The sequence below is a fragment of the Yersinia nurmii genome, from assembly GCF_001112925.1.
Classification (GTDB): domain Bacteria; phylum Pseudomonadota; class Gammaproteobacteria; order Enterobacterales; family Enterobacteriaceae; genus Yersinia; species Yersinia nurmii.
In genome coordinates, this window is the sequence record NZ_CPYD01000014.1 from 65,833 (window position 1) to 91,765 (window position 25,933).

Here is a 25,933-nt window from a genome sequence, read left to right on the forward strand (position 1 = left end):
GCAGAATACAGCGTATTCTGCCCAATCTATCGCTGCGGAAGATAACGCAGCGGGTTTACGGATTTCCCCTTGTAACGAATTTCAAAATGCAATCTAACTGAACTGGTTCCGGTGCTACCCATAGTCGCTATTTTTTGTCCCGCCTTCACTTCTTGTTGTTCCCGGACCAGCATTGTATCGTTATGAGCATAGGCGCTCAGGTAGTCATCATTATGTTTGATGATTATCAGATTACCGTAACCACGCAGCGCGTTGCCGGCATACACTACCCGCCCATTAGCAGTGGCGAAGATAGGCTGCCCACGCGAACCAGCGATATCAATCCCTTTATTACCTCCTTCGGAAGCAGAGAAGCTATCAATGGTTTTCCCGTCGGTTGGCCATTTCCAGCTACTAACTGGACCACCATTACTGGTAGGGATGCCAACGGGAGTGCCCGGAGCGGTAACAGGCGCTGTTGTTGATGCAACGACCCCTGATGCTGGCAACATTTTACCAACATTCTGTTTACCCGAGTTACCAGAATACGCGTTAGTTGATTGAGAATCAACCGCTGAAGCTGTGTTTTGGATGTTTGAAGGCGGTTTTGATACCCCATTAGAGGTAGCGTCAGTTGCCGCCATCATACCGCCGCCAGAACCGTTACCCAACTGGATTGTCTGGCCCACGTTCAAGCTATAAGGCTCGGGAATGCCGTTTTTATTCGCTAAATCACGGAAATCATTACCAGTAATCCAGGCAATATAAAACAGGGTGTCCCCCCGTTTAACCGTATAGGTGCTGCCGTTATAACTCCCTTTAGGGATAGAATTGTAACTACGGTTATAAACAATGCGATCGCCTGATGCATTACTGCCACTCATCATCGAACCAGATGTTTTACCACCCACGGTCGATATTGGCGCAGACGTTGACGCATCATTAGTACAACCAGCCAACCACAAACTCACAACCGTACACGCCGCAACCCGGCGTAAAGTAATCATTGGGCTTCCCGTGCTCATGCTTCCCCCATGACAGCAATATTAAGCAATATTTCCAAATACCCTTTACATCCTAGCTGAGTGTCAATGTTTCACTCATTTTTCTAATGATGAAAGGTTCCTCTGCGCGCCTTGAATAATAAGGTAAAACGCAGAAGAAATAAGATGCAGCACCTTGGGTACAAATTGCACCACCTCTGCCCTACCGTAATCTCGTATAGTTTACATATCGCGCTAACCCAATGGGTTCCTGACCGGAATAAATAGCCAGGGATTAAATACGCGATTTAAAAAATTGTCAGGCCAGTTCCCCTTTCACCAGCGGAACAAAACGAACGGCCTCCACCGTTTCAATAAAGAACTCGTGATCCCGGCGCTGCACGTATTTTAACGTCTGCGCCTGTTCACCGACGGGCAGAACTAATCTCCCACCGTTTTCAAGCTGCTGCAATAATGCTTCTGGAATCTCCGGCGGTGCCGCCGTCACAATGATCGCATCAAATGGCCCGCGCGATGCCCATCCCTGCCAACCGTCACCGTGGCGGGTAGAAACATTGTGCAGATCCAATAATTTTAGGCGGCGCTTAGCCTGCCATTGTAGCCCTTTGATTCGTTCAACTGAGCACACGTGCTCAACCAGATGCGCCAGAATTGCGGTTTGATAACCCGAACCGGTGCCAATCTCTAAGACTTTCGATGTTGGCGTCAGTTGCAGCAATTCTGTCATCCGCGCCACCATATAAGGCTGAGAAATAGTTTGCCCTGAACCAATTGGCAGAGCGGTATTCTCATAGGCCTTATGCGCGAGCGCTTCGTCCACAAAGCGCTCCCGTGGTACAGCTTCAATCGCCTGTAACAGGCGCTCATCACGAATACCTTGCTGTTGTAACTGTTGCAGTAAGGTTTGCATGGATTTATTTACCATTCCCCGTCAACCTCAGTCCTGTCTAACCAGGTTTTGACTACGTCCTGGGCCGCATAGGCGGTTAAATCAACCTGAAGCGGCGTCACTGAAACATATCCCTGTTCCACAGCGCTAAAATCAGTATCCGGCCCAGCGTCACATTTGTCACCTGGCGGCCCAATCCAATAAATATCTTGCCCTCTTGGGTCTTGCTGGCAAATGACCGTTTCGGCTGGGTGCCGACTGCCACAGCGAGTGACTTTGATACCTTTAATTTCATTTAACGGTAAATCAGGCACATTCACATTAAGAATTTTGCCGGTACGCAGCGGGGCGCGCTGTAAAGCGCGCAGCAAGCGGCAGGTTACCGCCGCCGCTGTATCATAATGCTGATGGCCGTTTAGCGAAACTGCCAACGCAGGAAAACCCAAATGCCGTCCTTCCATCGCCGCCGCAACGGTCCCGGAATAAATCACGTCATCCCCTAAATTCGGACCAGCATTGATACCTGAAACTACGATATCTGGACGCGGGCGCATCAATGCATTTACGCCAAGATAAACACAATCCGTCGGCGTACCGTGCTGTACAGCAATATCGCCGTTTGACAATGTGGTCGTTCGCAACGCGGAATCCAGCGTCAGCGAGTTAGAGGCACCGCTACGATTGCGATCCGGTGCAACAATCTGCACTTGAGCAAACTCACGCAATGCCGCAGCCAGCGCCTGAATCCCCGGGGCGGCAATGCCGTCGTCGTTACTCAGTAAGATCCGCAGCATCGCCGTTATCCAGATTCATGATTTCTCTGACTACGCTGGTAGCAAAACTGCCAGCAGGCAGCCAGAAGCGCAGCTCAAGGGTAACTTCATCCCACCAATCCCAACTCATTTCCTGTGGACGCAGCAAGATGGCACGGCGCGCGCCTTCCACTCGTTCACGTTTCAACAACGAAAGCAGTTCGGTTTGATCCGCCAGACAGTTTTGCTCAAAGGCCAAAGCTGCGCCTTGAGTGCCTAAATCGCCGTCTCCCGGCAGCGGTGCGGTGACGTTTAGCTCTCCGGCATCCAAACGCTGCTGCAAAGACTCCAGCTCTTCCGACTGTGCAACAAACCAGCTACCACGGCCACTCAGCTGCAATGCATCCCCCTCCAGCACCTGCATGGCGCTGTTTTGAGCCAAACGAGTGCTGGCAATCAGGTTAAACATGGCGCTGCGACTAGCAGACAGATAAAAGCTACGCTTACTGCGTTCTTTTACCCGAATTTCATTATTCGACCAACGGCGAGCCTGCACCAGATTATTGCCACCGCGGCCAAAGCGTTGACTACCAAAGTAATTGGGAACGCCTTGAGCAGCAATCAGATTTAAGCGAGCCTCAACGTCCTTCTGGTTGCTGATATGGCGTAACACCAGAGTGAACGCGTTACCTTTCAGAGAGCCGATGCGCAATTTTCGCTTTTGACGCACCGTTTCCAATACTTCACAACCTTCCAGCTGAAAGTCCTGCATATTCGGCGTTTCTTTACCTGGCAAGTGTAGGCAGAACCATTGCTCGGTCACCGCATGACGGTCTTTTAAGCCAGCGTAGCTCACTAAACGCGGATGAATACCGGCGAAACGGGATAAATAATCGGCAACAAATTGGGTATTGCAGCCGTTTTTACGAATACGCACCAGCAAATGCTCGCCTTCGCCGTCGGGTTCGAACCCTAAATCCTCTACCACCACGAAATCTTCAGGATTCGCTTTCAACACGCCGCTGGCTTTAGGTTGGCCGTGCAGCCATGTCAGATTTTCCATGTCCATTACTGCTTTTCTCTCTTTACCAACAGTGCCACAGCTTCACAGGCAATTCCCTCACCGCGACCGGTGAAACCCAGCTTTTCCGTGGTGGTGGCTTTAACATTAACGTCATCCATATGGCATTGCAGATCTTCCGCCAAATTCACACGCATTTGCGGAATATGAGGAGCCATTTTAGGGGACTGGGCAATAATGGTGATATCCAAATTGCCGAGCTGATAACCTTTTTCAAGGATACGACGGTAAGCCTCACGCAACAGAGCGCGGCTGTCAGCGCCTTTAAAGGCGGGATCGGTATCGGGGAAGAGTTTGCCGATATCACCCAATGCAGCAGCGCCTAACAGCGCATCAGTTGCAGCATGGAGAGCTACATCACCATCGGAATGAGCCAGTAGGCCCTGCGGATAAGGAATGCGCACGCCACCGATGATTATCGGGCCTTCACCACCGAATTTATGTACATCAAAACCATGTCCAATTCGCATTATGTGCATTCCTTATTATAGAGCCGGGTAAGGTAAAACTCGGCCAACGCCAGATCTTCCGGGCGCGTGACTTTAATATTATCTGAACGGCCACTCACCAATAACGGGTGATAGCCACAGTGCTCCAGAGCAGAGGCTTCATCGGTTACCGTTGCACCTTCACGTAACGCTCGGCTCAGGCAAGTTTTCAGCAACTCGAATGGAAACAGCTGCGGTGTTAGCGCATGCCAGAGATTCTGACGATCGACCGTATGTGCCACCGCGTCAATCCCAGCTTCACCGCGCTTCATGGTGTCTCGCACCGGGGTCGCCAGTAATCCGCCGATTTTAGTTTGACCCATAATGGCCAGAAGATCGCTTAAATCGTCTTGATGCAGGCAAGGTCGGGCAGCATCGTGAACCAGCACCCAGTCAGGCGTTCCGGCACTCATCAAGCCAGCCAGAACCGAATCGGCACGTTGCGCGCCGCCATAAACCCGGCTCACGCGAGAGTCATTGGCGATTGGCAACAGATCGAACTGTTCATCGTTTGGGCTTATTACCACAATAATCCGCTCAATTAGCGGATGGCACAGTAAGGCATCAATAGCGTGTTCAAGTATTGTTTTGCCGCCCACGGTTAAATATTGCTTAGGGCAATCGGCTTGCATACGACTGCCTATTCCAGCAGCCGGCAATACAGCAATGACTTCAGGAAGGGAACCTGCGAAGTTACTCATTATTTATTGTTGCGCGTTATTTTGTGTCGAAGGGATACCCGCATTACGTCTGGATTGGTCAGGAACCAAACGATAGAAACTTTCACCGGGCTTAATCATGCCCAATTCGTTACGTGCGCGTTCTTCGATCGCCTCTTGACCACCGTTTAAATCATCAATCTCAGCAAATAGCTGATCGTTCCGCGCCTTTAGTTTGCCGTTGTTACCCTCTTGGGCAGCAACGTCATTTTGCACGCGGACAAAATCATGAACACCATTCTTACCCAGCCACAGCGAATACTGTAACCAGCCAAGCAAAACCAGCAATAGTAGCGTAAGTTTTCCCATCTCCGCCCCCTGAAAAACTGACTAATCATCCCACAACTTTTCGTCGGACTCCACTCTGAGTGGGAAAATGCCCCAGAGTTTAAGATTAAGGACGATTTCTGGCAAAAATACCATGCAAATCTGCAAAAAGACGGCAATTATTGGGACGCAACAATAGCGACAGTCGTCAAAAATTCCCTTTACCTCGTGAGTTTCTTAGCGAGAAATGCTGCTAAATCGGCTTTTACTTTTCATTTTGCCTTACCGTCACACCCGCTTTTCCGCGAGGGGAAAGGAAAAAAGTGCGTAAAAATAACGGGTAATAAGCGAGGAAAGCAAGAGGAAAAACAGAGTGAAAGCTAAGGATTAAAAAGGTCATCGGGGCATTATGGCGATCATTGTCGCCGCGCCCCCCGCCAGTCGTTTTACCATCCGGTGAGGAAAGAGAACAGCATCCAAAACAGACATATTACCGCAATACCCGTCCCACCGAGGGTAAATAGCACATTACCACGCAGCAACATACTTAAGGCGATGCCGATTAATACCGAAACCGGCATTAGCGCCAGAAAAAACGGCCAGGTATAAAGCAGAAAAAAAACGGTGTTTGGCCCGTAGACCAGAAATGGAATGGCGAAAGCCAACCAGTAAAAGGTAAAACCGGCGATTCCGCCGAGAAAAGAGTGCGATGGTTCCTCCCTTTCTCGCTGTTTGCTCACAATAATTTGGGTGACATTCTGCATAAAAATCCCTAAGGGTATTCTGTAACGGCGCGCTCTGTAGGCGCTTGGCCGAGGGTACATTCAGGATTTGATAATAGCTCTCTCACGCAGGACGTCTAACAATTGTTCAATCAAATATGTTACTAATTGTTCGTCATTCAAGCGAATAGTTAATCGCGGCGTTGGAACGCAGGGATTAACGATGACATCCGTAGCCAACAGGCAAAAAAAGAGGCGATATTTTCGCCTCTTTCTATCATTAGTGTTTTGATATATTTATTAATTTAGCCTCGGATTCTTTTCCCGGCATGCTGTACCAGACCACTGCGGTGAGTAAAATCAAGATGCCGCTAGCGATGCTTAATACTAGACTATGCGAGGTCGAAAATGCCTCACTGGCGCTGGCGAACAATCGCTCGCCCTGCTCCCCACCCAGTTCACTGATAACCTGCATCGCTTCGCTAATAGAGGCGCTGGCCTGTTCTGCCAAATTCGCGGGTAAATCTTCCGGTAAAACCACTGAAGCCATATACACCCGCGATAACAAAAGACCAAATAGCGCTACGCCTAAACCCGCGCCCAGCTCATATGCCATGCCTTCAACCGCTCCAGCGGCACCGGCTTTTTCCGGCGGCGCAGCGCTCATGATAGCGGCAGTAGAAGCCAGCAACGAGATTTGAATACTGCAACCGAGCAACGCCATCCAACCCCACGCCTGATAGATTTGGTAGGAGAAATCCGTCATTGCCAATCCAAAGAAGCTAACGGCACTTAAGGCTATGCCCAGAGTAGCAACTAAACGCAAACCTAACGTTGCCACCAGCCAACCGGCTAGAGGACCACTCAGGCCGCTGGCAATCATCAGAGGCATCAGGAAAAGACCGGCTTCGAGCGGCGTTTTCCCTAATACAAATTGCAGTTCCTGCGTCAGTAACAATTCGAAACCAACCAAGGTAATCATCGCGGTCAGCGCCATAATCATACCGACGGCAATCACCCTCTGGCCAATCAGTCGAAAATCAATCATCGGCGAAGGTGATGAAAGCTGATGCCGGATAAAACCGTACAGGATAACGCCCCCCATCACCGCGGTTAGCGAGGTGCCGAGTAAATCACCATTGCCGCGCAGCCCGCTTTTAGCCGCATAAACCAGTAATAATATTGCCGTGGTCAATACCAAGGCCGGTGCCAGCGTCCAGCTTTGCGTTCTGCGACAAGGCTGGTCTGGAATCAGGAAACAGGTTGCCAATACCACCACTGCGACTATCGGCACGTTAATCATAAAGACCGAGCCCCAATAGAAGTATTCCAGCAGCGCTCCGCCGACCAAGGGTCCCATAGCGGCGCCAGCGGTACCTACCGCCACCCAGATTCCCAATGCCAGCGCTCGCTCGCGCTCATCGGTGAAAATATGCCGAACCGCAGATAAAGTGGCGGGCAGAATCATAGCGGCTCCAATTGCCAAAGAGGCGCGCGCGGCGATTAGCGTTCCCACCGAATCAGCCAAAGCGGCGGCCAGCGACGATAGCCCAAATAGTACAGAACCAATCAGCGCCAGCCGTTTAAAACCGATGCGATCGCCCAAAGCGCCCATGGGTAACAGCAGACAGGCCATCACCAAAGAATAGATATCGATAATCCACAGCAATTCACTCCCCGTTGCCGACAAAGCCAATCCAAGGCGAGGCGCAGCCACATGCAAGACAGTGGCATCAATAGAAATTGGGAGGTACATCAAAATGATAACGCAAAAAATAGTCCATTTCTTAGACATAATCAGAGACTCAAATAAGGCAGAATTTAATGTTGAACACGTGTTCAATACGCGATTGTAGCGAAATGTTGAACATCAGTCCAATTCTCTGCATAATTCCCCTACATACCTAACTGTTAATTCATCTCAGAATGAGAACAAAGGAGCATCCTTGGCATATTTGAATCGCGAAGAGCGGCATAGCAGTATTTTGAATGCTGCCGTGCGGGTGGCCATGGCCGAAGGAATGGCCGCTACCACGGTGCGCCGCGTAGCAAATGAAGCCGAGGTGGCGGTAGGACAGGTTCACCACCATTTTGCGTCGGTCTCTCAACTGCGAGCCGATGCTTTCCTGCTGCTGGTTCAGCAATCACTCGCCGCCTTTAATATAGCCAGCCAAAATCATCCGGCGGTTGAGCGCTTGCTCCTAGTACTAGGTTATCCGCAGGATGACGTGGGAAAAAGAGAAACTCGGCTGTGGAATGAGGTTAGCCTGCTGGCCGAGCGCGATGATGCCATCCGTCTCGCCTATACCCAATCGATGTCCAACTGGCATCAGGCCACGGTAGCCGTCATTAATGCCGGCCGAGAGAGTGGCGAGTTTCGTTCGGGTGATGACAGCGGCAATATTGCCTGGCGATTGATTGGTCTCGTGTGCGGTTTGGATGGAATGACACAGTTTCCGGAGCTTCATTTCTCCGAGGATGAAATCCTGCGTCACCTGAATTCCATGATGAAAAGCGAGCTGCTTAGCGTTTCTGCCTAATCCCGGATAACAGGCGATAAATAGCGTGATAAAAGGGGCCGGTAAAGTCGCCCCTTTCCTGCCAATAAACCTTCGATACTTAGCTGATAATGGCTTTCGCCGAAAGTTGTTCCAGCAATTGCTCAACTAACTGTGCTAAAGGCCGATCCCCTTTCAGATGAATATCAGGTGCCAGTGGTGATTCATAAATTGAATCTATTCCGGTAAAGTTTTTCAGCTCACCGGCACGAGCCTTTTTGTATAAACCTTTTGGATCGCGCGCTTCACAAATGGCGAGAGGCGTATCGACAAAAACCTCGATAAACTGGCCGTTGTCTAACATTTCCTGCACCATTTGCCGTTCTGCACGATGAGGCGAAATAAAGGCGGACAAGACCACCAGTCCGGCATCGACCATCAGCTTTGCCACTTCACCAACACGCCGAATGTTTTCCCGTCGATCGGTATCGGAAAAACCTAAATCCCGACATAACCCGTGACGAACATTATCGCCGTCCAATAAATAGGTGCTGATCCCACGCCGGAACAACTCCTGTTCCAGCGCACCAGCCAACGTCGATTTACCCGAGCCGGATAAACCGGTAAACCACAGCACCACGCCTCGGTGGGCATTTTTCCTTTCACGATCCTGCCGGGTTACCACATGGGAATGCCAGACGACATTCTCATCCGCTGGCATATCCACAGGTAAAGTTTGCTGGTTATCAGAATGCAAAGAATGAGCAGGCAAACTACTTTCCTCCCAGTAGATCGCGCGCACCCCAGTGAGGGTAGTGGCGACGTACTAACGCATTTAATTCCAACTCAAAAGCGCTAAACGGACTGGTTTCCTGATAAACCGACTCCAGCGTTTCGCGAATCAGCCCTGCACCAACCGTGACGTTACTCAACCGATCGATAAAAATCACTCCTCCGGTATCGCGGTTACGCTGATAGCTATCTAATACCAGCGGTTCGTCGAAGGCCAGTGCAACCAGCCCTATCCCGTTCAGAGGCAAGCTTTCTACTACTCGCTGGGTCAGGCTGTTAATTTCCACCTGATACTGAATATTCTCCACCCGAGCACGAGTCTTTTTGCCCGCCACTTTGATGTCGTAACTTTGCCCAACCACCAGAGGCTGCTCCGCCATCCAGACCACGTCTACCAGCGCATTTTGCGCCGGTTTTAGCGTTTCATCGGCATCCACCAGTAAATCGCCACGGCTAATATCCACTTCGTCAGTCAAAACCAGTGTGATAGCTTCGCCGGGAATGCCCTGCTGCAAATCGCCATCGAAAGTCACAATTCTGGCTACGGTGGATTCAACGCCAGAAGGCAACACTTTGATTTTTTGCCCCACGCGCACCACACCGGCGGACAAGGTGCCGGAATAACCGCGAAAATCCAGATTAGGGCGATTCACATACTGCACCGGAAAACGCAGAGGCTGCTGGCGGCTGGCGTTCACCACATCCACGGTTTCTAATACGTCCAACAGCGTGGGACCATTGTACCAGGCCATTTTCTCACTTGGCGTCGCTACGTTATCGCCGTCCAATGCAGACAGTGGAACAAATTTAATATTCAGATCTGTCGGCAACTGTTCGGCAAAACTAAGGTAATCACTTTTGAATTGCTCGAAAACCGACTGCTGATAATCCACCAAATCCATTTTATTCACCGCCACCACCAAATGACGAATCCCCAGCAGAGTGGCGATAAAACTGTGACGACGAGTTTGATCCAATACGCCTTTACGCGCATCGATCAGCAAAATCGCCAGGTCGCAGGTTGATGCACCGGTCGCCATATTACGAGTGTACTGCTCATGCCCCGGAGTATCCGCGATAATAAACTTCCGTTTTTCCGTCGAGAAATAGCGGTAAGCTACATCAATAGTAATGCCCTGCTCCCGCTCGGCCTGTAAGCCATCAACCAACAGCGCCAGATCCAGTTTTTCGCCCTGCGTACCAATGCGCTTGCTATCGGTATGCAGCGTCGTTAATTGGTCTTCATAAATCTGACGAGTATCGTGTAGCAAGCGGCCTATCAGGGTACTTTTCCCGTCATCCACACTGCCACATGTCAGGAAACGCAGCAGGGTCTTATGCTGCTGGGCGTGCAAATAAGCCTCAACGCCGCCTTCATCGGCGATTTGTTGTGCCATCGCCGTATTTTGTAAAATCATGTTGCTCATCGGGCCGCTCCTTAAAAATATCCCTGACGCTTTTTAAGCTCCATGGAGCCGGATTGATCGCGGTCGATCATTCGACCCTGGCGTTCGCTGGTGGTTGATATCAACATTTCTTCAATAATCGACGGCAATGTCTCAGCCTGCGATTCCACCGCACCGGTCAATGGCCAGCAGCCCAATGTGCGAAAGCGCACCATTTTCTGCGTGATCATTTCACCCGGTTGCAGATCGATACGATCATCATCCACCATCAGCAACATGCCGTCCCGCTCGATAACCGGGCGAGGCTTCGCCAGATACAGTGGCACAATGTCGATGTTTTCCAAGAAGATATACTGCCAGATATCCAGCTCAGTCCAGTTGGATAGCGGGAAAACGCGAATGCTTTCTCCCTTATTAATCTGGCCGTTATAGTTATGCCACAGCTCAGGGCGCTGGTTTTTAGGGTCCCAGCGATGGAAACGGTCGCGGAACGAATAAATACGCTCTTTAGCACGGGATTTCTCCTCATCTCGGCGCGCCCCACCGAAAGCGGCATCAAAGCCATATTTGTTAAGAGCCTGCTTTAACCCTTCGGTTTTCATAATGTCGGTGTGCTTGGCACTGCCGTGAACGAAGGGATTTATCCCCATCGCCACCCCTTCCGGGTTTTTATGCACCAACAACTCGCAGCCAAAATTTTTGGCGGTGCGATCGCGAAATTCATACATTTCGCGGAATTTCCAGCCAGTGTCGACATGTAGCAAGGGGAAAGGCAGATTACCGGGGAAGAAGGCTTTACGCGCCAGATGCAACATCACCGAAGAATCTTTACCGATGGAATAAAGCATCACCGGATTCCCGAATTCGGCGGCCACTTCACGGATGATATGGATGCTCTCCGCCTCCAATTGCCGCAAGTGAGTGAGTCGTTTTTCGTCCATAACAGATCCTTTATGCCAAATTCACGATTGACGACCTAAGCGGCCGTTCAGTCTGCGGTTGTTGCCCAAACCAGGCTATCTGGTGGTGTAAATCCACCACTTCTCCAATTACCAGCAATGCTGGCGCCGGAGCTTGATGTGCTAATGTGTCCAATTGATCCAATGTGCCCGTCAGTACCTGTTGGTCGGCGCGGGTTCCACGGCCAATAACGGCTACCGGCGTCTGCGCCGCCCGACCGTGTGCGATCAATTGCTGACTGATTTCAGCTGCTTTGACCGTTCCCATATAAATAGCCAAAGTTTGACGACCACGCGCCAGCGTTGACCAATCCAGCCCGTCACCGTCTGCCCGACAATGACCGGTAATAAAAGTGACGCTTTGGGCGTGATCCCTATGGGTTAACGGAATCCCCGCATAAGCCGTCGCTCCAGCGGCAGCCGTTACGCCCGGTACAACCTGAAACGGAATTCCGGCAGCGGCTACAACCTGAAGTTCTTCCCCCCCGCGGCCAAAAATAAAGGGATCGCCGCCTTTCAGACGCACAACCCGCTTGCCCTGCTGAGCGAGTTCCACCAGCAAACGATTAGTTTCCTCCTGCGCTACGGAGTGAGCGCCCGCCCGTTTACCCACGCAAATGCGATCGGCATCGCGCCGAACCAAATCCAGCACTTCGGGGCTAACTAAATGGTCATATAACACGACATCCGCCTGCTGAATAACCTGTAGACCACGTAAAGTGAGTAAACCCGCATCGCCGGGGCCAGCGCCAACCAAAGCCACTTCACCGCTTTCCCTTTGCGGTGCTATCAAGGATAGCTCCAGCTCATCTTCTGCCAGCGTCGATTGTCCACTGGCCATCAGGCTGGCAAATCGACCGGTAAAAGCCTTTTCCCAAAAACGACGACGTGCACTCATGGACGTGAGCCGCTGTTTAACTTTTGCACGCCAGCGACCCGCCACGGCGGCCATGTCACCCAGACTCGCGGGCAGTAAGGATTCCAGCTGTTCGCGTAAGATTCGTGCCAGAACCGGGGCCTGACCGCTGGACGAAATAGCCACAACCAACGGAGAACGATCGACAATAGAAGGAAAAATAAACGAACAACGCGGCTGATCGTCCACCACGTTAGCCAGAATCCGCCTCTCATCCGCAGCAGCGAATACCGCAGCATTCAAAGCGTTGTCATTCGTGGCGGCAATCACCAGAAAAACCTCGTCCAGCTGTTCTGGCGAAAAAACATCTGCCACCCAGCGGATTTTTCCCGCGTCATGCTGTTGCTGAAGTTCGGAAGAAAGCGCCCGCGCCACTACCCGCACCTGAGCGCCCGCGCGATGAAGCAAATCTATTTTTCGCGCAGCGATTTCGCCGCCGCCAACAACCAGCACAGGGCGTTGTTTCAAGTCGGCAAATATTGGTAGATAGTCCACAGCGGCCTTCGATTACATGATAAAGCGTAAGGTGACTATAGGGGCGGGTTATGACCTTATGAAATGACGAAAAGTAATTACAAGTTCCGTAATGATATAAAGCCGATGCAGTCAGCCTTGTAGAGGCAAGTTCACTTATAGCGCTGAATGACATTTCGGATTTAGACATAAAAAATTCTGATAATTAGGAACCATACAAATTGTCTAATCGCGCGGACAGTCTCATACTAAGCCCCGCATAGCGCAGCGTTGTCCATACCAAACTGCGCGGTTAAGACTCTATAAAAGGATATTTAGGTATGTTTTCCCGCCTTCATCTGAAACTAGCGATTGTTACGCTTTGTTTTAGCACTGTATTCCCACTGAATGCGGCGGCCGCAGCGGCTAAAAGTGAGCCGTTAGGGAAAATTGCCGAGCAGCAAACTCGCCATATTGCCACCTACTTCCCAGGACGTATGGCCGGTAGCCCTGCCGAATTGCTTGCCGCCGATTATCTTAATCAGCAATTTGAAACCATGGGTTACCAGACCAATTTGCGGGTGTTCAATACCCGCTATCTTTACACCAGCAAAAACGGCAAGCAGAGTTGGCGCAACCTCAGTGCCACATCGGTCATTGCAGCCCACGGAGGCCGCGAGCCGCAGCAAGTGGTGATCATGGCCCACTTTGATACTTACACGCCTCATAGCGATCAGGATTTGGATAAAAACCTCGGCGGCCTGACGCTGCAAGGCGTGGATGACAACGCCTCTGGTGTCGGTGTAATGCTTGAACTGGCGGAGCGCTTGAAAGAAACTCCGACCCGTTACAGCCTGCGCTTTGTCGCTTTAAGCGCTGAAGAAGTCGGCGCTCAGGGTGCAGCAAACTATCTGAAACGCATGAGCGCAGAGGAAAAAGAAAATACGTTGCTGGTCATCACGTTAGACAGTTTGATTACCGGCGATCGGTTGTATTTCAACCCCGGTCAGCATGATGCTAAAGGCTTCGCAGCGAAAAGCCGCGATCGCGCCCTGGCGTTAGCGCGCAATGCCGGAATCCCAGCGGCGAGCCGGCCGGAAAACACGCCAGAGCCTCACTGCCGCGCCGATCAGGATGCCTTTGATAAAGCGGGTATCCCAGTGCTTTCCGTCGAAGCCACCAACTATCAGTTAGGCAAAAAAGACGGCTGCCAACAGCGTGCTATCAGCCGGCATTTTCCGCTGGGCGAAACCCGCCACCAAAGTCAGTGGGATAATCTGAATTATCTCGATCATCACTTGCCTGGCCGGATTGCCAAACGTTCGCGGGATAGCGTCAAAATCCTGCTGCCACTGGTAAAAGAGCTAGCAGGAGCGAATAAATAATCATTTTTGTGGGAAGTCATTCGCAATCTGATTAAAAAGTCCGATAAATACCAACAGGGTGCTCATTACGAGCGCCCTTTTTTGTATTCCCCGCGTATAAATTCGTTGTGGGAGTCTCCTCTAAGGAAAGCTGTTTGTGGGGATAACAACCGCCACGCGGAAATCGCCTTTGCAGTTCACGTTGAAGCTTTGATAGCCAGAGAGAAAATCACCGATTAGTTTGATAAATAGGTTAACCCGACAAAAAGCGTGAGTCATCGTCTGGAACGAACGCCGACGAAGAAGTGAGTAAAAAAATAACCTGATATTTTAATGAATTATATGGTAACGCATTGCATTTAACGGGTTAGCCAATATGACATTGGGAGCACACATGCATACCCAATGCCATTTGAGTGGAAAAGCGGGTTCTAGCTTTCGTGAAGCCCGCATTCCCGTTTCAAACCGAAAAAGCGCGTTTCTTCTTCACTCATGCCGGGTTCCCATTTACGGGTTGTATGAGTATCTCCAACAGATAAATAGCCCTGCTCCCATAACGGGTGGTAATTCAGACCATGCTCGGTCAGATATTGATAGATACGGCGATTATCCCAGTCGATAATCGGCAGTAACTTGAATACTCCACGCTGTAAGGCCAACACTGGTAATTTGGCCCGACTCCCCGACTGCTCGCGCCGTAGGCCTGCAAACCAGGTTTGCGCTCCCAGCGTTTCCAACGCGCGATTCATCGGCTCAACTTTATTCAACTCATTGTAACGCTCAATACCTTCTACGCCCTGCTCCCACAGTTTGCCATAGCGCGCTTCCTGCCACGCCGGGCTGTGTTCAGCACGAAATACCTGCAGATTAAGCCGCAGTTTCTCGGCTAGTTCGTCAATAAACCGATAGGTTTCGGGAAACAGGTAGCCTGTGTCCGTCAGAATAACCGGAATTTCTGGCCGTTGGCGCGTCACCAAATGCAGGCATACCGCCGCCTGAATGCCAAAACTGGATGATAAAACGTATTCACCTGGCAAATTCTCCAATGCCCAACTCACGCGATCCTGTGCTGAAAGGACTTCCAACTGACCGTTAACCAGCGCGAGTGCCGCAGCCTGCTCGGCCTTAGGTAAGGCATTTAATTCATTGAGATTAAACTGGCTCACACCGCCTCCTGCCATTCGTAAAAGTCACGGGCTGAATCAATAACTGGCTTTACCACGCCTGCGCGAATAACAAAATCCCCGAAGCCTTCGTTAGCACCACGCTCTTTGGCCCAACGGCCGACTAATTCATCAATAATAGCCAGAATCTCATCGGCGGTAATATTTTCACGATACATGCGCGGAATACGCGTGCCTTCACGATTGCCGCCCAAATGCAGGTTATAGCGGCCTACCGCTTTACCCACTAATCCGATTTCTGCCAATAAAGCGCGACCGCAACCATTCGGGCAGCCGGTGACGCGCATCACGATATGTTCATCAGGTAAATGATGTTTGTGCAGAATATCTTCAATTTGCGTGACAAACTCCGGCATGAAACGCTCGGCTTCCGCCATCGCCAACGGACAGGTAGGGAATGACACGCAGGCCATCGAGTTTTCTCGTTGACGGCTAACGCTGTTTCCCATCAGCCCATGCTGACGTGCTAGCGCCTCAATGCGATCTTTTTCTTTCTCCGGGACGCCCGCCACGATCAGGTTTTGATTAGCGGTTAAGCGGAAATCTCCCTGATGAATTTTAGCGATCTCAGCCACGCCGGTTTTCAGGCTACGATCCGGATAATCTAGCAGGCGACCATTCTCAATAAACAGCGTCAAATGCCACTTTTTATCAATCCCTTTCACCCAGCCGATGCGGTCGCCCCGGCCTGTAAATTCATAGGGTTTGGTCGGCGAAAAGCTTATTCCGGCACGTTTTTCCACTTCTGCCTTAAAGACATCCACGCCGACGCGCTCCAGCGTATATTTGGTTTTCGCGTTCTTACGATCGGTTCGATTACCCCAGTCCCGCTGGGTTGTTACTACGGCTTCAGCTACCGCCAGCGTGTGTACCAACGGGATAAAACCAAAATCGCTGGCTTTACGTGGATAAGTATTTTTATCACCGTGCGCAATAGACAGCCCGCCACCAACCAACACGTTAAAACCGATTAATTTGCCTTTATCTGCCACCGCAACGAAGTTCAAATCGTTAGCATGCAAATCAACATCGTTTTGCGGAGGAATCACTACCGTGGTTTTAAATTTTCGCGGCAAATAAGTTGCACCCAGAATAGGCTCTTCATCGGTGGTTGCCACTTTCTCCGCATCCAGCCAAATCTCGGCGTAGGCTCGAGTACGCGGCAATAAATGCTCGGAAATTTTTTTCGCCCACTCGTAGGCTTCCTGATGCAGCTCAGACTCAACCGGATTAGAGGTACAGAGTACGTTGCGGTTTACATCGTTGGCCGTCGCCAATGCATCCAAACCTAACTGATTCAATAGCTGATGAGCTGGTTTGACGTTTCCTTTCAGAATACCGTGAAACTGAAAAGTCTGACGATTGGTAATACGAATGCTGCCGTACAGCGTGCTGTCCGTGGCGAATTGATCAATGCCCAGCCATTGCTGTGGCGTGATAATCCCCCCCGGCAGGCGGCAACGTAGCATCATGGCATGGCGAGGTTCCAACTTTTGCTCCGCTCGCTCAGCGCGAATATCGCGATCATCCTGCTGATACATTCCATGAAAACGAATTAACAGGAAGTTATCACCGGAAAAACCACCGGTCAGGCCGTTATGTAAATCCTCGGCAATCGTGCCACGCAGGTAATTGCTCTGGGACTTCATCCGCTCGCCGTCAGACAATTTGCCAGTCACAACCAGTGGTCCAGGGTGTTTATCATTCATCAGTACACATCTCGCTGATAACGGCGCGCAAAGCGCAGCTCACTTAAAAATTCGTCAGCTTGCTCGGCATCCATCGCACCGTGCTCAGCCACCACGTCCAGTAAAGTTTTCTCGACGTCTTTAGCCATGCGATTGGCATCGCCGCAGACGTAAATGTGAGCGCCTTGTTGTATCCAGCGCCACAGTTCTGCGCCTTTTTCGCGCAATTTGTCTTGTACGTATATCTTTTCCGATTGGTCCCGCGACCAGGCCAGATCGATATGGGTGAGCAAACCGTCTTTGACATATCGCTGCCACTCGACCTGATAGAGAAAATCATCGGTAAAGTGCGGATTGCCAAAAAACAACCAGTTTTTCCCACTGGCACCTTCAGCATCGCGCTGTTGCATAAACGCGCGGAAAGGCGCGATACCGGTGCCGGGTCCAATCATAATGACCGGCGTTTCTGGGTTTGCGGGCAAACGGAAATTATCGTTATGTTCGATAAAGACCCGAATATCGCCATCGATTTCCAAGCGTTCGGCCAGGAAACTAGACGCGCCGCCGCTGCGGAGACGCCCATCTATCTCATAGCGCACGACTCCGACGGTGATATGCACTTCGGTTTCATTTTCCGCCTGTGATGAAGCTATGGAATACAATCGTGGGGTGAGTGGACGTAACATAGCAATCAGCTGATCGGCGTTGAGATCCGCCGGTGCCTGACGCACCATATCGACGAGCGGTGTGTTATGAGCGAAATGCTGTAATTTGCTTTTATCCGCCAACAAAGCAATCAGTTTCTCATCGCGAGAAAGCGCGGCATATTTATCAACAATCACCGTGGTATTTTGCGTCAGCTCAAAGTGCGAGCGCAGCGCCTGTGCCAGTGGCAAAGTTCGCCCCTCCACCGTGACCGGTTCATCGCCTTTTAGCCACAGTAACCCGACTAGCTCATCCACCAACGCCGGATCGTTTTCATACCACACGCCCAGTGCGTCCCCCGGCTGGTAGCGCAAACCGGATTCACCTAAATCTATTTCTATATGGCGTACGTCTTTTTCCGAATCTCGCCCGGTAATTTTCTGGTTAACCGCCAACTGTGCGGTAAGTGGCGTAGTTTTGCTGTACGGGCTACTGGTAATTTCATCCACAGTACCACTTAGCGTCTGCGTCGCTGCGCTGGCAGATTGTGCCGGAGCGCGAGCTTGCAGAACAGTCACCACCTGCTGCCGCCACTGTTCGGCCTGCGCCTGATACTCCACATCGGCATCCACACGTTCCAACAAACGTTCTGCGCCTAATTCGGCCAGACGCGTATCAAAATCCTTACCCGCCTTGCAGAAATATTCGTAAGAGGTATCGCCCAATCCAAAGACCGCAAACGCGGTTCCCGTCAGTTTAGGCGCTTTTTTGGATAGCAGAAATTTGTGCAGCGCTACCGCTTCTTCCGCCGGCTCCCCTTCTCCTTGAGTCGAAGCGACAATGACTAACAGGCGCTCCTGAGCAATCTGCTTAAACTTGTAGTCGCCCGCATTAACCAGATTAACCTTTAGTTTTGCTGCCAACAGATCGTCACGCAACTGTTCGGCCAAACGACGCGCATTACCCGTTTGTGACGCAGAAATCAGAGTAATAGACGGTGTTTCTGGCTCTGTAACCCCATGAGCAGTCGCGTTCGGCTGTTGATTGACCATGCCCCAAAAATATCCGGACAGCCACGCCATTTGCGTTGGCGAAAATTCGCCGACCGCCGCCTGTAAGCGGGCCAGTTGCTCCGGCGAAAGCGGGAGTAATGAAGTTGGAGGAGCCTGAGTCGTCATCGCGGTACGAATTCCCTTGTGCTTTAGCCAGTGTCAGTCCGATATTTTGTCGGCAAATAAATCTTTTGCTTTGTAAGGTTAACCATCCGGATAATAACAATTAAAGAAGTGATAGAAATAATTAATAACTAAAACAACTAAGCGCTTTTTTCGCTATCGCATACGAGTCAAAGTGTTCAACTTATTAGGAAAAATTTCATTGGTCCGAAAATCCAATAATCGACCAAGCGGAGGGTTCTAAATCAAACGCATAGACTGCTACATTATAATAATCATAGTAAATCGGATGTCGCGCCAAGACCGGCAAACGTAGCTTGCGCGCCCAGTTTCCGGTACTATTCGGCGGTTTTTTGAGTCAATAAGGCCAGGATGATGAGCACCACATTATTTAAAGATTTTCAGTTTGAAGCCGCACACCGGTTACCTAACGTGGCAGAAGGCCACAAATGTGGTCGTTTGCACGGCCATTCATTTATGGTTCGCCTGGAAGTGACCGGGGAAGTTGATGCTCATAGCGGTTGGGTTATGGATTTCGCCGAGCTGAAAGCAGCTTTTCAGCCTATTTGGGAGCGTTTGGATCATCATTATCTAAACGATATCCCTGGTTTAGAGAACCCAACCAGTGAAGTTTTAGCGGCTTGGATTTGGCAGCAGTTGAAACCGCAATTACCGGAACTGAGCGCAGTCATGGTAAAAGAAACCTGCTCCGCAGGCTGCGTCTACCGCGGCTAATCTGGCTAGGTCAGGGCTGGAGAGCATCCCTCAGCCCTGCGCCTCTCACTATCAGGCAATATTCAAATATTTGTGGGTCTGCATAGATAAGCGCCAATTGCGGGCAATGCAGGTTTCAATACAAAGTCGCGTGGCCTCTTCTTTCTGACTGATAGGCTGTAGCGCAATAATTCGTTGTTTATCATCGTGCAACGTAGCCAATAATGCATCCAGCGCTTCAATATCTCTCATTCGCCCAACGGGGTGCTTCACTTCATCTGCCCGCGTTAAAGCCTGCTCCAATACTTTTAACCCGCCACGCATATTCACTTTAGGTGAAACGGTCACCCAGGTTTTTTCCGAGCATTGGACTTCATAAGTACCACTGGTTTCGATCTGACAGCTAAAGCCTTCCTGCTCTAGCAGAGTGGTCAGCGGCAATAAATCGTAAATACAAGGCTCACCGCCGGTAATCACCACGTGGCGCGCCGTATAGCCTTGCTGGCGGAGAATGGTTAATAACTGTTGCTCACTGGCGTTACCCCAAGCGTCGCTTTCCTCGGTTTTCACCAAAATACGCTGCACATCGACTTCCCGATCGACGTTTTTCTCCCAGGTATGTTTGGTGTCACACCAGCTGCATCCTACCGGGCAGCCTTGTAAACGGACAAATATCGCCGGTACGCCGGTGAAAAAGCCCTCACCTTGCAAAGTCTGGAACATCTCATTAATCGGGTAAAGCATCAGAATCTCTATATGAAAGCGGGTAATGTGCGATTATCGCAGATTCTGACGCTGTCACCAAACCGACCGCCTGCTGGCGGCCAGCTTTGATTGTATCAGGGAGTTACTCAATCACACCGCAGGCCATTCTCGCTCCGCCGCCGCCCAACGGCATAGGATGATCGGCATAGTTATCGCCGCCGGCATGAATCATTAGGGCGTGATGTTTAAGTTCCGATAAGGATTTTAGGCGTGGAGCCAAGACTTGATAGTTGGCTGAACCATCAGCGTTAACGACCAATCCAGGCAAATCCCCCAAGTGTCCTTTATCACTATAAGGCCCCTGATGCGCAGAAGTTTTTTTCGGATCGAAATGCCCACCCGCCGCTAACGCGGGTACCATTTTTCCGTCCTTTTCTGCGGGCGCACAGCTGGCATTTTCATGCAGGTGGAAGCCGTGAATGCCCGGAGCTAATCCGGCTAACTGAGGGCTAAATAGCAAGCCATAGGGCGTTTCCGTGACGACTATATTGCCAAGCGCCCGACCATTTCCGTGTGGTAATGATTCATTCATAGTCACGGTCAAATCCGCGGCCAAAGCTGTGCCTGAGCAAAAAATAAGGGGTAAGAAGAAGGTTCTTAGCTTCATATCTTTCTTTTCCTTGATGTTTATTGATACTGATTAGCCAAACTCTTAAGCAACACCATTTACCGGCAAGCCAGAGTTTATCGAAAATATCACCATGAGAGATAAACGGAACCAATATGCTAAGAACCCCAATACTTTTTGTTATAAAAACTCTTTGTTGTAAAATTTTTTATTATAAAATTCATCGCTATACAGGTTCATCATTATAAAAAATCCACCGTCATGACAGCCCGATTTTATCATGGGAAATTCGCCGTCACTGAGCATATCTCTCGAGGTTTCGCGCTTTAGCGTGAGTATTCCCAAGATGTTCCAATGCCTGTAATAAGTCCTGTTTGATATCGTCCACACCCTCTAGACCAACGGACAACCGTATCAGTCCATCACTAATTAAATGCCGTTTTCGCTCTTCTGGAGTATAGACCGAGTGGGTCATGCTCGCCGGATGCTGAGCCAGACTCTCACAATCGCCCAAACTAACGGCACGATAGATAAGTTTCAATGCGTTCAGGAAGGCAATACCTGCCTCCAGCCCACCGCACAGTTCAAAGGCGATCATCCCACCAGAACGCCTCATTTGCCGCTGACCCAAGGCATATTGAGGAAAATTCTTCAGACCCGGATAATAAATTCTCTCAACGGAAGGGTGATTATTCAGCATTTCAGCAATCACTTGCGCGCTATCACAGTGACGATCCATTCTCACAGCCAGCGTTTTCATGCCACGTAATAGCAATGCAGCATCCTGCGCTGAAAGTACCGCGCCATTCATATCTTTTAAGCCAATCATACGGATTGGCTCTGCGAGCTCCTGACGAGCAACCACTAAACCAGCCAGTAGATCGCCATGCCCCCCCAAATACTTAGTGGCGGAATGCACCACAATATCAGCACCTAAGGTCAGCGGCTTCTGTAAATATGGCGTGCAGTAGGTGTTATCCACCAAGAAAATGGCCCCAACAGAATGAGTAATATGGCTGATAGCCGCAATATCCACCAAACGCATATTAGGGTTGGCTGGAGTCTCGCAATATACCATTCTCGTCTGTCTGGAAATGGCTGCCAGTAATTTCTGCGGTTCGGTTAAATCCACATGGGTGACTTTGATACCAAAACGAGCTAATCCCTGATGAAAATAGGCATAAGTGCAACCATAAATAGTCTGGTCGACGATGATTTCATCTCCAGGCTTAAGGAAAGTCCAGCAACAGGCCGTTATTGCGCCCATACCCGAAGAAAAAGCCACGCCAGCGTCACCTTCTTCCAGTACGGCAATTCGTCGCTCTAATAAATCTAAGGTTGGGTTACTGATACGAGAATAAAAATACCCCTTTTGTGTCCCAGCAAAACAGGCTCCACCATATTCTGCACTGGGGAACGTAAAGGTTGAGCTCATATAAACCGGAGGTGATAAAGCACCTAAGTGATCTTTCGGGTCATAACCGTAATGTATGGCTTGAGTAGAAAAATCAGGTGATTTTTTGCTAAACATATAAAGGGTCTCCTTCTGACTGAATAACTGGCGAAGTCTCAGCCTTACTGATTAGGAATATCCGCACTAACTCTTTGGCCAATAATTTGTAATGTCCTTAAAAACAAACTCATGCCGCGTAAGGTATCCGGGTCACGGAGTAATTTATAAACCGAACGAAAATTGGGTTGTGACTGTTCAATCTGTGATTCGGTATACGCCATATTTAACGCGTTACCCCCTTCCCAACTGACGATTACCAATCGCTCAAATAATAAAGACAGTTTTTCCACCATGTCGTTATCGACAATATCTATTCCATCAGATATCAGGGAAATAAAATCAATAAAATTATGAAAGCGCTTCCCCGCTAGCAATGGTTGGATTTTGACGAGTAATTCATTGAGCGCCACGTCATTTTCCGAAGAAATATGTGCCTTTAGATCCGAAGGTGTATCACTCATTATTTCTCCTGATATTTACATTAAGCCACGCACCGTTGCCCAATAAAGACCGCGGTTAAAACCGCTACGTAGCAAACCACCGACCTTAGTCGGTGGCGTAGGTAAGAGATCATTCCGATAGTCATAACAAAGCGGCATTCCGGCATTCAACCCCATTTGGGCGATAGCCTGTACTTTCCCATCGTAGTAACGAGTGGGATAACCCATGGTCATTTCGGAAATAATATTATCTGCAACTATAGGTGCCTGGTTATGGCAGGCGCCACCCGCTTTACTGATAGGGAGATCAACGGTATCACCGATAACATAAACGCCCTGCTGCCCATAAACCTGAAGCGTTTGTGGGTCGGTTGGCAACCAGCCTTCTTGGTTATCCCATTCACTCAGACCCGTATTTCGCACCGCATCAACGGCGCTAATCGGTGGCGTAGCCATCAAAATATCAAAGGGTTGAGCATCGCCTTCTGCGGAATAGGCAATTTTTTTATTCGGATCGACTTTGCTCAGTGTAAAACTTCTCTGATATTTAATATCTCTGGCAGCAAAGACGTTAGGTAAAATATCCCCGGTAGGACGCTGTAAAAAGAGACAGTTACGCAATAGCTGCGCTACCGTCGGATAGGTATAAATAATTTCTATCGCACTACGCACCCCCCGCTGTCGCAAATAGTCATCTAGCATTAACGTAGTTTCTAATGGTGCAATTCCGCACTGGTGGGGAACGTTAGGTGTCTCAGGGAAAGAGACCGTAATAAAAATTCGCCCTTTCTCTATTTTGGCTAGCTTTTCAGCTAATCGGCGGGAAGCTTCATACTGATAAAAATGATCGCCGCTTTCTACCAATCCCTCTATCCATTCAGGTCGAGGTACGCAGCCGGTCGCAAAAACTAGAAAATCATAACCATATTTTTCACCTTTTCTGGTGAAGATAATTCGTTTATTTAAATCAAACCCTTCCGCCTTATCTATAATAAAGCTTATTTCTGGTCTCAATAGACTTTTTTGTGGTCTTTCTAATTCCTGTTTAAGAAATAGATTAAATGCAACATACATAAACGCTGGTTTATAATAATGCATTGGAGAATCAGACATTAAGATAATTTCGACCTTCTTTGAAACAATATCCCTGCGCAGTTTGCCTGCCAACAAATTTGCAAGGATTGTCCCTCCGGTGCCACCACCGATGATAACAATTCTGTATTTCATGGATACGCAGCCTCAAACAGATAATAATGGCTTTTATCAAAAACGTAACCAGCATTAAATATGTAGTAACTTGGCTGGTTAAACCAAAATGGAATAAGCTTATTACTATATTTACACTTCAAGTGTAGTATTCAAAGCAGATTATGCAAACAACAAGATTTATTTTATTTTTATATAAAAATAAGCCCAATAAATATATAAGATTTATATTATTTGTTGAATATGTTCATTTTTAATTGAATAATATATTTCAATTTGATTAATCACCGATAGAACTCATTTATTTCCTGCATAAACATATAAATAAAAAATAATGGTTTCCATTTCATTAACTTTAGATATAAAAAAACCCGCCGAGGCGGGTTTTTTCTAGCAAGTACCAGGGCAGAAATTACTGACCTTTAACTTCTTTCAAACCGTTGAATACTGCGCGGTCGCCCAGCGCTTCTTCGATACGGATCAGTTGGTTGTATTTAGCAACACGGTCAGAACGGCTCATAGAACCCGTTTTGATTTGACCAGCAGCGGTACCAACAGCCAGATCTGCGATGGTTGCATCTTCGGTTTCACCAGAACGGTGAGAAATCACCGCGGTGTAGCCTGCGTCTTTCGCCATCTTGATTGCAGCCAGAGTTTCGGTCAGAGAACCGATCTGGTTGAATTTGATCAGGATAGAGTTAGCAACACCTTTCTCGATACCTTCTTTCAGGATCTTGGTGTTGGTTACGAACAGGTCATCACCAACCAGTTGCAGTTTGTCGCCAAGCACTTCGGTCTGGTATTTGAAACCATCCCAGTCAGACTCGTCCAGACCGTCTTCGATAGAAACGATTGGATATTCTTTAGCCAGACCTTCCAGGTAATGAGTGAACTCTTGAGAAGTGAAGGTTTTGCCTTCGCCTTTCAGCTCATACATACCAGTTTCTTTGTTGTAGAATTCAGAAGCTGCACAGTCCATAGCCAGAGTAATGTCTTTACCCAGCACGTAACCCGCTTGCTCTACGGCTTCTTTGATTGCAGCCAGTGCAGCAGCGTTGGATTCCAGGTTTGGCGCGTAGCCACCTTCGTCACCCACTGCAGTGTTCAGACCTTTAGCTTTCAGAACTTTAGCCAAGTTGTGGAACACTTCAGAACCGATGCGAACCGCTTCTTTCAGAGTTTTAGCGCCAACAGGCTGAATCATAAACTCTTGAATATCAACGTTGTTATCTGCGTGCTCGCCGCCGTTGATGATATTCATCATAGGCAGTGGCATAGAGAATTGGCCTGGGGTGCCGTTCAGTTCAGCGATGTGCTCGTACAAAGGCATGCCTTTAGACGCAGCAGCCGCTTTAGCAGCAGCCAGAGAAACAGCCAGAATTGCGTTTGCACCGAATTTAGATTTGTTTTCGGTACCGTCCAGATCGATCATGATTTTATCGATGTTAGCCTGGTCTTTGGCATCTTTACCGATAACAGCCTGAGCAATTGGGCCATTAACAGCGGCAACAGCTTTCAGAACGCCTTTGCCCAGGAAACGGGACTTGTCACCGTCACGCAGTTCCAATGCTTCACGGGAACCGGTAGAAGCACCTGATGGTGCAGCAGCCAAACCAACGAAACCGCCTTCCAAATGGACTTCAGCTTCTACAGTTGGGTTACCACGGGAGTCGATGATTTCGCGACCGATGACTTTAACGATTTTGGACATTAGATTTTCCTCAGTACAAGTTAAACTAAAACTCC

25 protein-coding genes and 1 pseudogene are annotated in these 25,933 nt (G+C 49.4%); 3 read left to right on the plus strand and 23 right to left on the minus strand.

Going from position 1 to position 25,933, the window contains the following annotated elements; genetic code table 11:
• Window positions 1-26: 26 nt before the first annotated feature.
• From nlpD to AD970_RS15955, 10 genes and pseudogenes are all read right to left on the minus strand, one after another.
• Window positions 27-986 (minus strand): murein hydrolase activator NlpD, encoded by a 960-nt coding sequence (gene nlpD, locus AD970_RS15915; RefSeq protein ID WP_049601204.1) that lies wholly within the window; start codon window positions 984-986, stop codon window positions 27-29.
• Between the two features lie 295 nt (window positions 987-1,281).
• The gene (locus AD970_RS15920) at window positions 1,282-1,908 is read right to left on the minus strand and encodes a protein-L-isoaspartate(D-aspartate) O-methyltransferase (protein ID WP_049601207.1); all 627 of its coding nucleotides are present in this window, start codon (window positions 1,906-1,908) and stop codon (window positions 1,282-1,284) included.
• Window positions 1,902-2,666 carry a 5'/3'-nucleotidase SurE gene (gene surE, locus AD970_RS15925; RefSeq protein WP_084728168.1) on the minus strand — a complete coding sequence of 255 codons (765 nt, stop codon included), beginning with the start codon at window positions 2,664-2,666 and terminating at the stop codon, window positions 1,902-1,904. Before surE ends, AD970_RS15920 begins: the two co-directional genes overlap by 7 nt.
• Window positions 2,644-3,693, minus strand: coding sequence for a tRNA pseudouridine(13) synthase TruD (gene truD / locus AD970_RS15930; protein ID WP_049601210.1), 1,050 nt, complete (start codon window positions 3,691-3,693; stop codon window positions 2,644-2,646). The genes surE and truD overlap by 23 nt, the downstream gene beginning before the upstream one ends.
• On the minus strand, window positions 3,693-4,175 hold the full coding sequence (gene ispF, locus AD970_RS15935) for a 2-C-methyl-D-erythritol 2,4-cyclodiphosphate synthase (protein WP_049601213.1): 483 nt from the start codon (window positions 4,173-4,175) through the stop codon (window positions 3,693-3,695). Before ispF ends, truD begins: the two co-directional genes overlap by 1 nt.
• Window positions 4,175-4,894 (minus strand): 2-C-methyl-D-erythritol 4-phosphate cytidylyltransferase, encoded by a 720-nt coding sequence (ispD, locus tag AD970_RS15940; protein WP_049601216.1) that lies wholly within the window; start codon window positions 4,892-4,894, stop codon window positions 4,175-4,177. Before ispD ends, ispF begins: the two co-directional genes overlap by 1 nt.
• Before the next feature lie 3 nt (window positions 4,895-4,897).
• Window positions 4,898-5,221, minus strand: a complete 324-nt coding sequence (gene ftsB / locus AD970_RS15945) for a cell division protein FtsB (protein WP_049601218.1) — start codon at window positions 5,219-5,221, stop codon at window positions 4,898-4,900.
• Window positions 5,222-5,625: 404 nt separating this feature from the next.
• Window positions 5,626-5,943, minus strand: a complete 318-nt coding sequence (locus AD970_RS15950) for a DUF3561 family protein (protein ID WP_049601222.1) — start codon at window positions 5,941-5,943, stop codon at window positions 5,626-5,628.
• A gap of 60 nt (window positions 5,944-6,003) precedes the next feature.
• A pseudogene (locus AD970_RS19715) lies at window positions 6,004-6,090 on the minus strand (adenylyl-sulfate kinase); the annotation flags it as partial.
• Between the two features lie 91 nt (window positions 6,091-6,181).
• Window positions 6,182-7,696 (minus strand): MFS transporter, encoded by a 1,515-nt coding sequence (locus AD970_RS15955; RefSeq protein ID WP_049601224.1) that lies wholly within the window; start codon window positions 7,694-7,696, stop codon window positions 6,182-6,184.
• Between the two features lie 151 nt (window positions 7,697-7,847).
• On the opposite strand from AD970_RS15955, the gene AD970_RS15960 reads away from it, so the two are divergent.
• Window positions 7,848-8,441 carry a TetR family transcriptional regulator gene (locus tag AD970_RS15960; RefSeq protein WP_049601226.1) on the plus strand — a complete coding sequence of 198 codons (594 nt, stop codon included), beginning with the start codon at window positions 7,848-7,850 and terminating at the stop codon, window positions 8,439-8,441.
• 79 nt (window positions 8,442-8,520) lie between these two features.
• On the opposite strand, the gene cysC is transcribed toward AD970_RS15960, so the two are convergent.
• From cysC to cysG, 4 genes are read right to left on the minus strand one after another with little or no spacing between them, the layout of a single operon-like run.
• Window positions 8,521-9,171 carry an adenylyl-sulfate kinase gene (gene cysC, locus AD970_RS15965; RefSeq protein ID WP_049601227.1) on the minus strand — a complete coding sequence of 217 codons (651 nt, stop codon included), beginning with the start codon at window positions 9,169-9,171 and terminating at the stop codon, window positions 8,521-8,523.
• A 1-nt stretch (window position 9,172) separates the two neighbouring features.
• Window positions 9,173-10,609, minus strand: coding sequence for a sulfate adenylyltransferase subunit CysN (cysN, locus tag AD970_RS15970; RefSeq protein ID WP_157045560.1), 1,437 nt, complete (start codon window positions 10,607-10,609; stop codon window positions 9,173-9,175).
• A gap of 20 nt (window positions 10,610-10,629) precedes the next feature.
• A complete protein-coding gene (gene cysD / locus AD970_RS15975; RefSeq protein WP_049601232.1) occupies window positions 10,630-11,538 on the minus strand; it encodes a sulfate adenylyltransferase subunit CysD in 909 nt (302 codons plus the stop codon).
• Between the two features lie 10 nt (window positions 11,539-11,548).
• Window positions 11,549-12,967, minus strand: coding sequence for a siroheme synthase CysG (gene cysG / locus AD970_RS15980; RefSeq protein WP_049601234.1), 1,419 nt, complete (start codon window positions 12,965-12,967; stop codon window positions 11,549-11,551).
• 299 nt (window positions 12,968-13,266) lie between these two features.
• Between cysG and AD970_RS15985 the strand changes: the two genes are divergently transcribed.
• On the plus strand, window positions 13,267-14,310 hold the full coding sequence (locus AD970_RS15985) for an aminopeptidase (RefSeq protein WP_049601237.1): 1,044 nt from the start codon (window positions 13,267-13,269) through the stop codon (window positions 14,308-14,310).
• 410 nt (window positions 14,311-14,720) lie between these two features.
• Here the strand turns inward: AD970_RS15985 and AD970_RS15990 are convergent, their stop codons facing one another.
• The 3 genes from AD970_RS15990 to cysJ are packed head-to-tail and all read right to left on the minus strand — an operon-like array spanning window position 14,721 to window position 18,984.
• Complete coding sequence (locus AD970_RS15990) at window positions 14,721-15,455, minus strand: phosphoadenylyl-sulfate reductase (RefSeq protein ID WP_049601240.1); 735 nt, start codon at window positions 15,453-15,455, stop codon at window positions 14,721-14,723.
• Window positions 15,452-17,182 (minus strand): assimilatory sulfite reductase (NADPH) hemoprotein subunit, encoded by a 1,731-nt coding sequence (cysI, locus tag AD970_RS15995; RefSeq protein ID WP_049601243.1) that lies wholly within the window; start codon window positions 17,180-17,182, stop codon window positions 15,452-15,454. The genes AD970_RS15990 and cysI overlap by 4 nt, the downstream gene beginning before the upstream one ends.
• Complete coding sequence (gene cysJ / locus AD970_RS16000) at window positions 17,182-18,984, minus strand: NADPH-dependent assimilatory sulfite reductase flavoprotein subunit (RefSeq protein ID WP_049601246.1); 1,803 nt, start codon at window positions 18,982-18,984, stop codon at window positions 17,182-17,184. The genes cysI and cysJ overlap by 1 nt, the downstream gene beginning before the upstream one ends.
• A 372-nt stretch (window positions 18,985-19,356) precedes the next feature.
• Here cysJ and queD point away from each other — a divergent pair, with 372 nt between their 5' ends.
• Window positions 19,357-19,716 (plus strand): 6-carboxytetrahydropterin synthase QueD, encoded by a 360-nt coding sequence (queD, locus tag AD970_RS16005; RefSeq protein WP_049601247.1) that lies wholly within the window; start codon window positions 19,357-19,359, stop codon window positions 19,714-19,716.
• Between the two features lie 51 nt (window positions 19,717-19,767).
• Here the strand turns inward: queD and queE are convergent, their stop codons facing one another.
• The 6 genes from queE to eno form a co-directional block, all read right to left on the minus strand.
• Window positions 19,768-20,439 (minus strand): 7-carboxy-7-deazaguanine synthase QueE, encoded by a 672-nt coding sequence (gene queE, locus AD970_RS16010; RefSeq protein WP_049601251.1) that lies wholly within the window; start codon window positions 20,437-20,439, stop codon window positions 19,768-19,770.
• 103 nt (window positions 20,440-20,542) lie between these two features.
• Window positions 20,543-21,067 carry a superoxide dismutase family protein gene (gene sodC, locus AD970_RS16015; RefSeq protein ID WP_049601253.1) on the minus strand — a complete coding sequence of 175 codons (525 nt, stop codon included), beginning with the start codon at window positions 21,065-21,067 and terminating at the stop codon, window positions 20,543-20,545.
• A gap of 256 nt (window positions 21,068-21,323) precedes the next feature.
• Window positions 21,324-22,559, minus strand: coding sequence for a methionine gamma-lyase (locus tag AD970_RS16020; RefSeq protein ID WP_049601254.1), 1,236 nt, complete (start codon window positions 22,557-22,559; stop codon window positions 21,324-21,326).
• Window positions 22,560-22,603: 44 nt separating this feature from the next.
• On the minus strand, window positions 22,604-23,002 hold the full coding sequence (locus tag AD970_RS16025) for a hypothetical protein (protein ID WP_235786950.1): 399 nt from the start codon (window positions 23,000-23,002) through the stop codon (window positions 22,604-22,606).
• Window positions 23,003-23,017: 15 nt separating this feature from the next.
• Window positions 23,018-24,208 carry an NAD(P)/FAD-dependent oxidoreductase gene (locus AD970_RS16030; protein ID WP_049601256.1) on the minus strand — a complete coding sequence of 397 codons (1,191 nt, stop codon included), beginning with the start codon at window positions 24,206-24,208 and terminating at the stop codon, window positions 23,018-23,020.
• Between the two features lie 391 nt (window positions 24,209-24,599).
• The gene (eno, locus tag AD970_RS16035; protein ID WP_049601259.1) at window positions 24,600-25,898 is read right to left on the minus strand and encodes a phosphopyruvate hydratase; all 1,299 of its coding nucleotides are present in this window, start codon (window positions 25,896-25,898) and stop codon (window positions 24,600-24,602) included.
• Between the last annotated feature and the right edge of the window lie 35 nt (window positions 25,899-25,933).

Coding starts and splice junctions, on each gene's coding strand:
- nlpD (WP_049601204.1), bottom strand. CDS start 986: ATGATTACTTTACGCCGGGTTGCGGCGTGTACGGTTGTGAGTTTGTGG.
- AD970_RS15920 (WP_049601207.1), bottom strand. CDS start 1,908: ATGGTAAATAAATCCATGCAAACCTTACTGCAACAGTTACAACAGCAA.
- surE (WP_084728168.1), bottom strand. CDS start 2,666: ATGCTGCGGATCTTACTGAGTAACGACGACGGCATTGCCGCCCCGGGG.
- truD (WP_049601210.1), bottom strand. CDS start 3,693: ATGGACATGGAAAATCTGACATGGCTGCACGGCCAACCTAAAGCCAGC.
- ispF (WP_049601213.1), bottom strand. CDS start 4,175: ATGCGAATTGGACATGGTTTTGATGTACATAAATTCGGTGGTGAAGGC.
- ispD (WP_049601216.1), bottom strand. CDS start 4,894: ATGAGTAACTTCGCAGGTTCCCTTCCTGAAGTCATTGCTGTATTGCCG.
- ftsB (WP_049601218.1), bottom strand. CDS start 5,221: ATGGGAAAACTTACGCTACTATTGCTGGTTTTGCTTGGCTGGTTACAG.
- AD970_RS15950 (WP_049601222.1), bottom strand. CDS start 5,943: ATGCAGAATGTCACCCAAATTATTGTGAGCAAACAGCGAGAAAGGGAG.
- AD970_RS15955 (WP_049601224.1), bottom strand. CDS start 7,696: ATGTCTAAGAAATGGACTATTTTTTGCGTTATCATTTTGATGTACCTC.
- cysN (WP_157045560.1), bottom strand. CDS start 10,609: ATGATTTTACAAAATACGGCGATGGCACAACAAATCGCCGATGAAGGC.
- cysD (WP_049601232.1), bottom strand. CDS start 11,538: ATGGACGAAAAACGACTCACTCACTTGCGGCAATTGGAGGCGGAGAGC.
- AD970_RS15985 (WP_049601237.1), top strand. CDS start 13,267: ATGTTTTCCCGCCTTCATCTGAAACTAGCGATTGTTACGCTTTGTTTT.
- cysI (WP_049601243.1), bottom strand. CDS start 17,182: ATGAATGATAAACACCCTGGACCACTGGTTGTGACTGGCAAATTGTCT.
- cysJ (WP_049601246.1), bottom strand. CDS start 18,984: ATGACGACTCAGGCTCCTCCAACTTCATTACTCCCGCTTTCGCCGGAG.
- queD (WP_049601247.1), top strand. CDS start 19,357: ATGAGCACCACATTATTTAAAGATTTTCAGTTTGAAGCCGCACACCGG.
- queE (WP_049601251.1), bottom strand. CDS start 20,439: ATGCTTTACCCGATTAATGAGATGTTCCAGACTTTGCAAGGTGAGGGC.
- sodC (WP_049601253.1), bottom strand. CDS start 21,067: ATGAAGCTAAGAACCTTCTTCTTACCCCTTATTTTTTGCTCAGGCACA.
- AD970_RS16020 (WP_049601254.1), bottom strand. CDS start 22,559: ATGTTTAGCAAAAAATCACCTGATTTTTCTACTCAAGCCATACATTAC.
- AD970_RS16025 (WP_235786950.1), bottom strand. CDS start 23,002: ATGAGTGATACACCTTCGGATCTAAAGGCACATATTTCTTCGGAAAAT.
- AD970_RS16030 (WP_049601256.1), bottom strand. CDS start 24,208: ATGAAATACAGAATTGTTATCATCGGTGGTGGCACCGGAGGGACAATC.
- eno (WP_049601259.1), bottom strand. CDS start 25,898: ATGTCCAAAATCGTTAAAGTCATCGGTCGCGAAATCATCGACTCCCGT.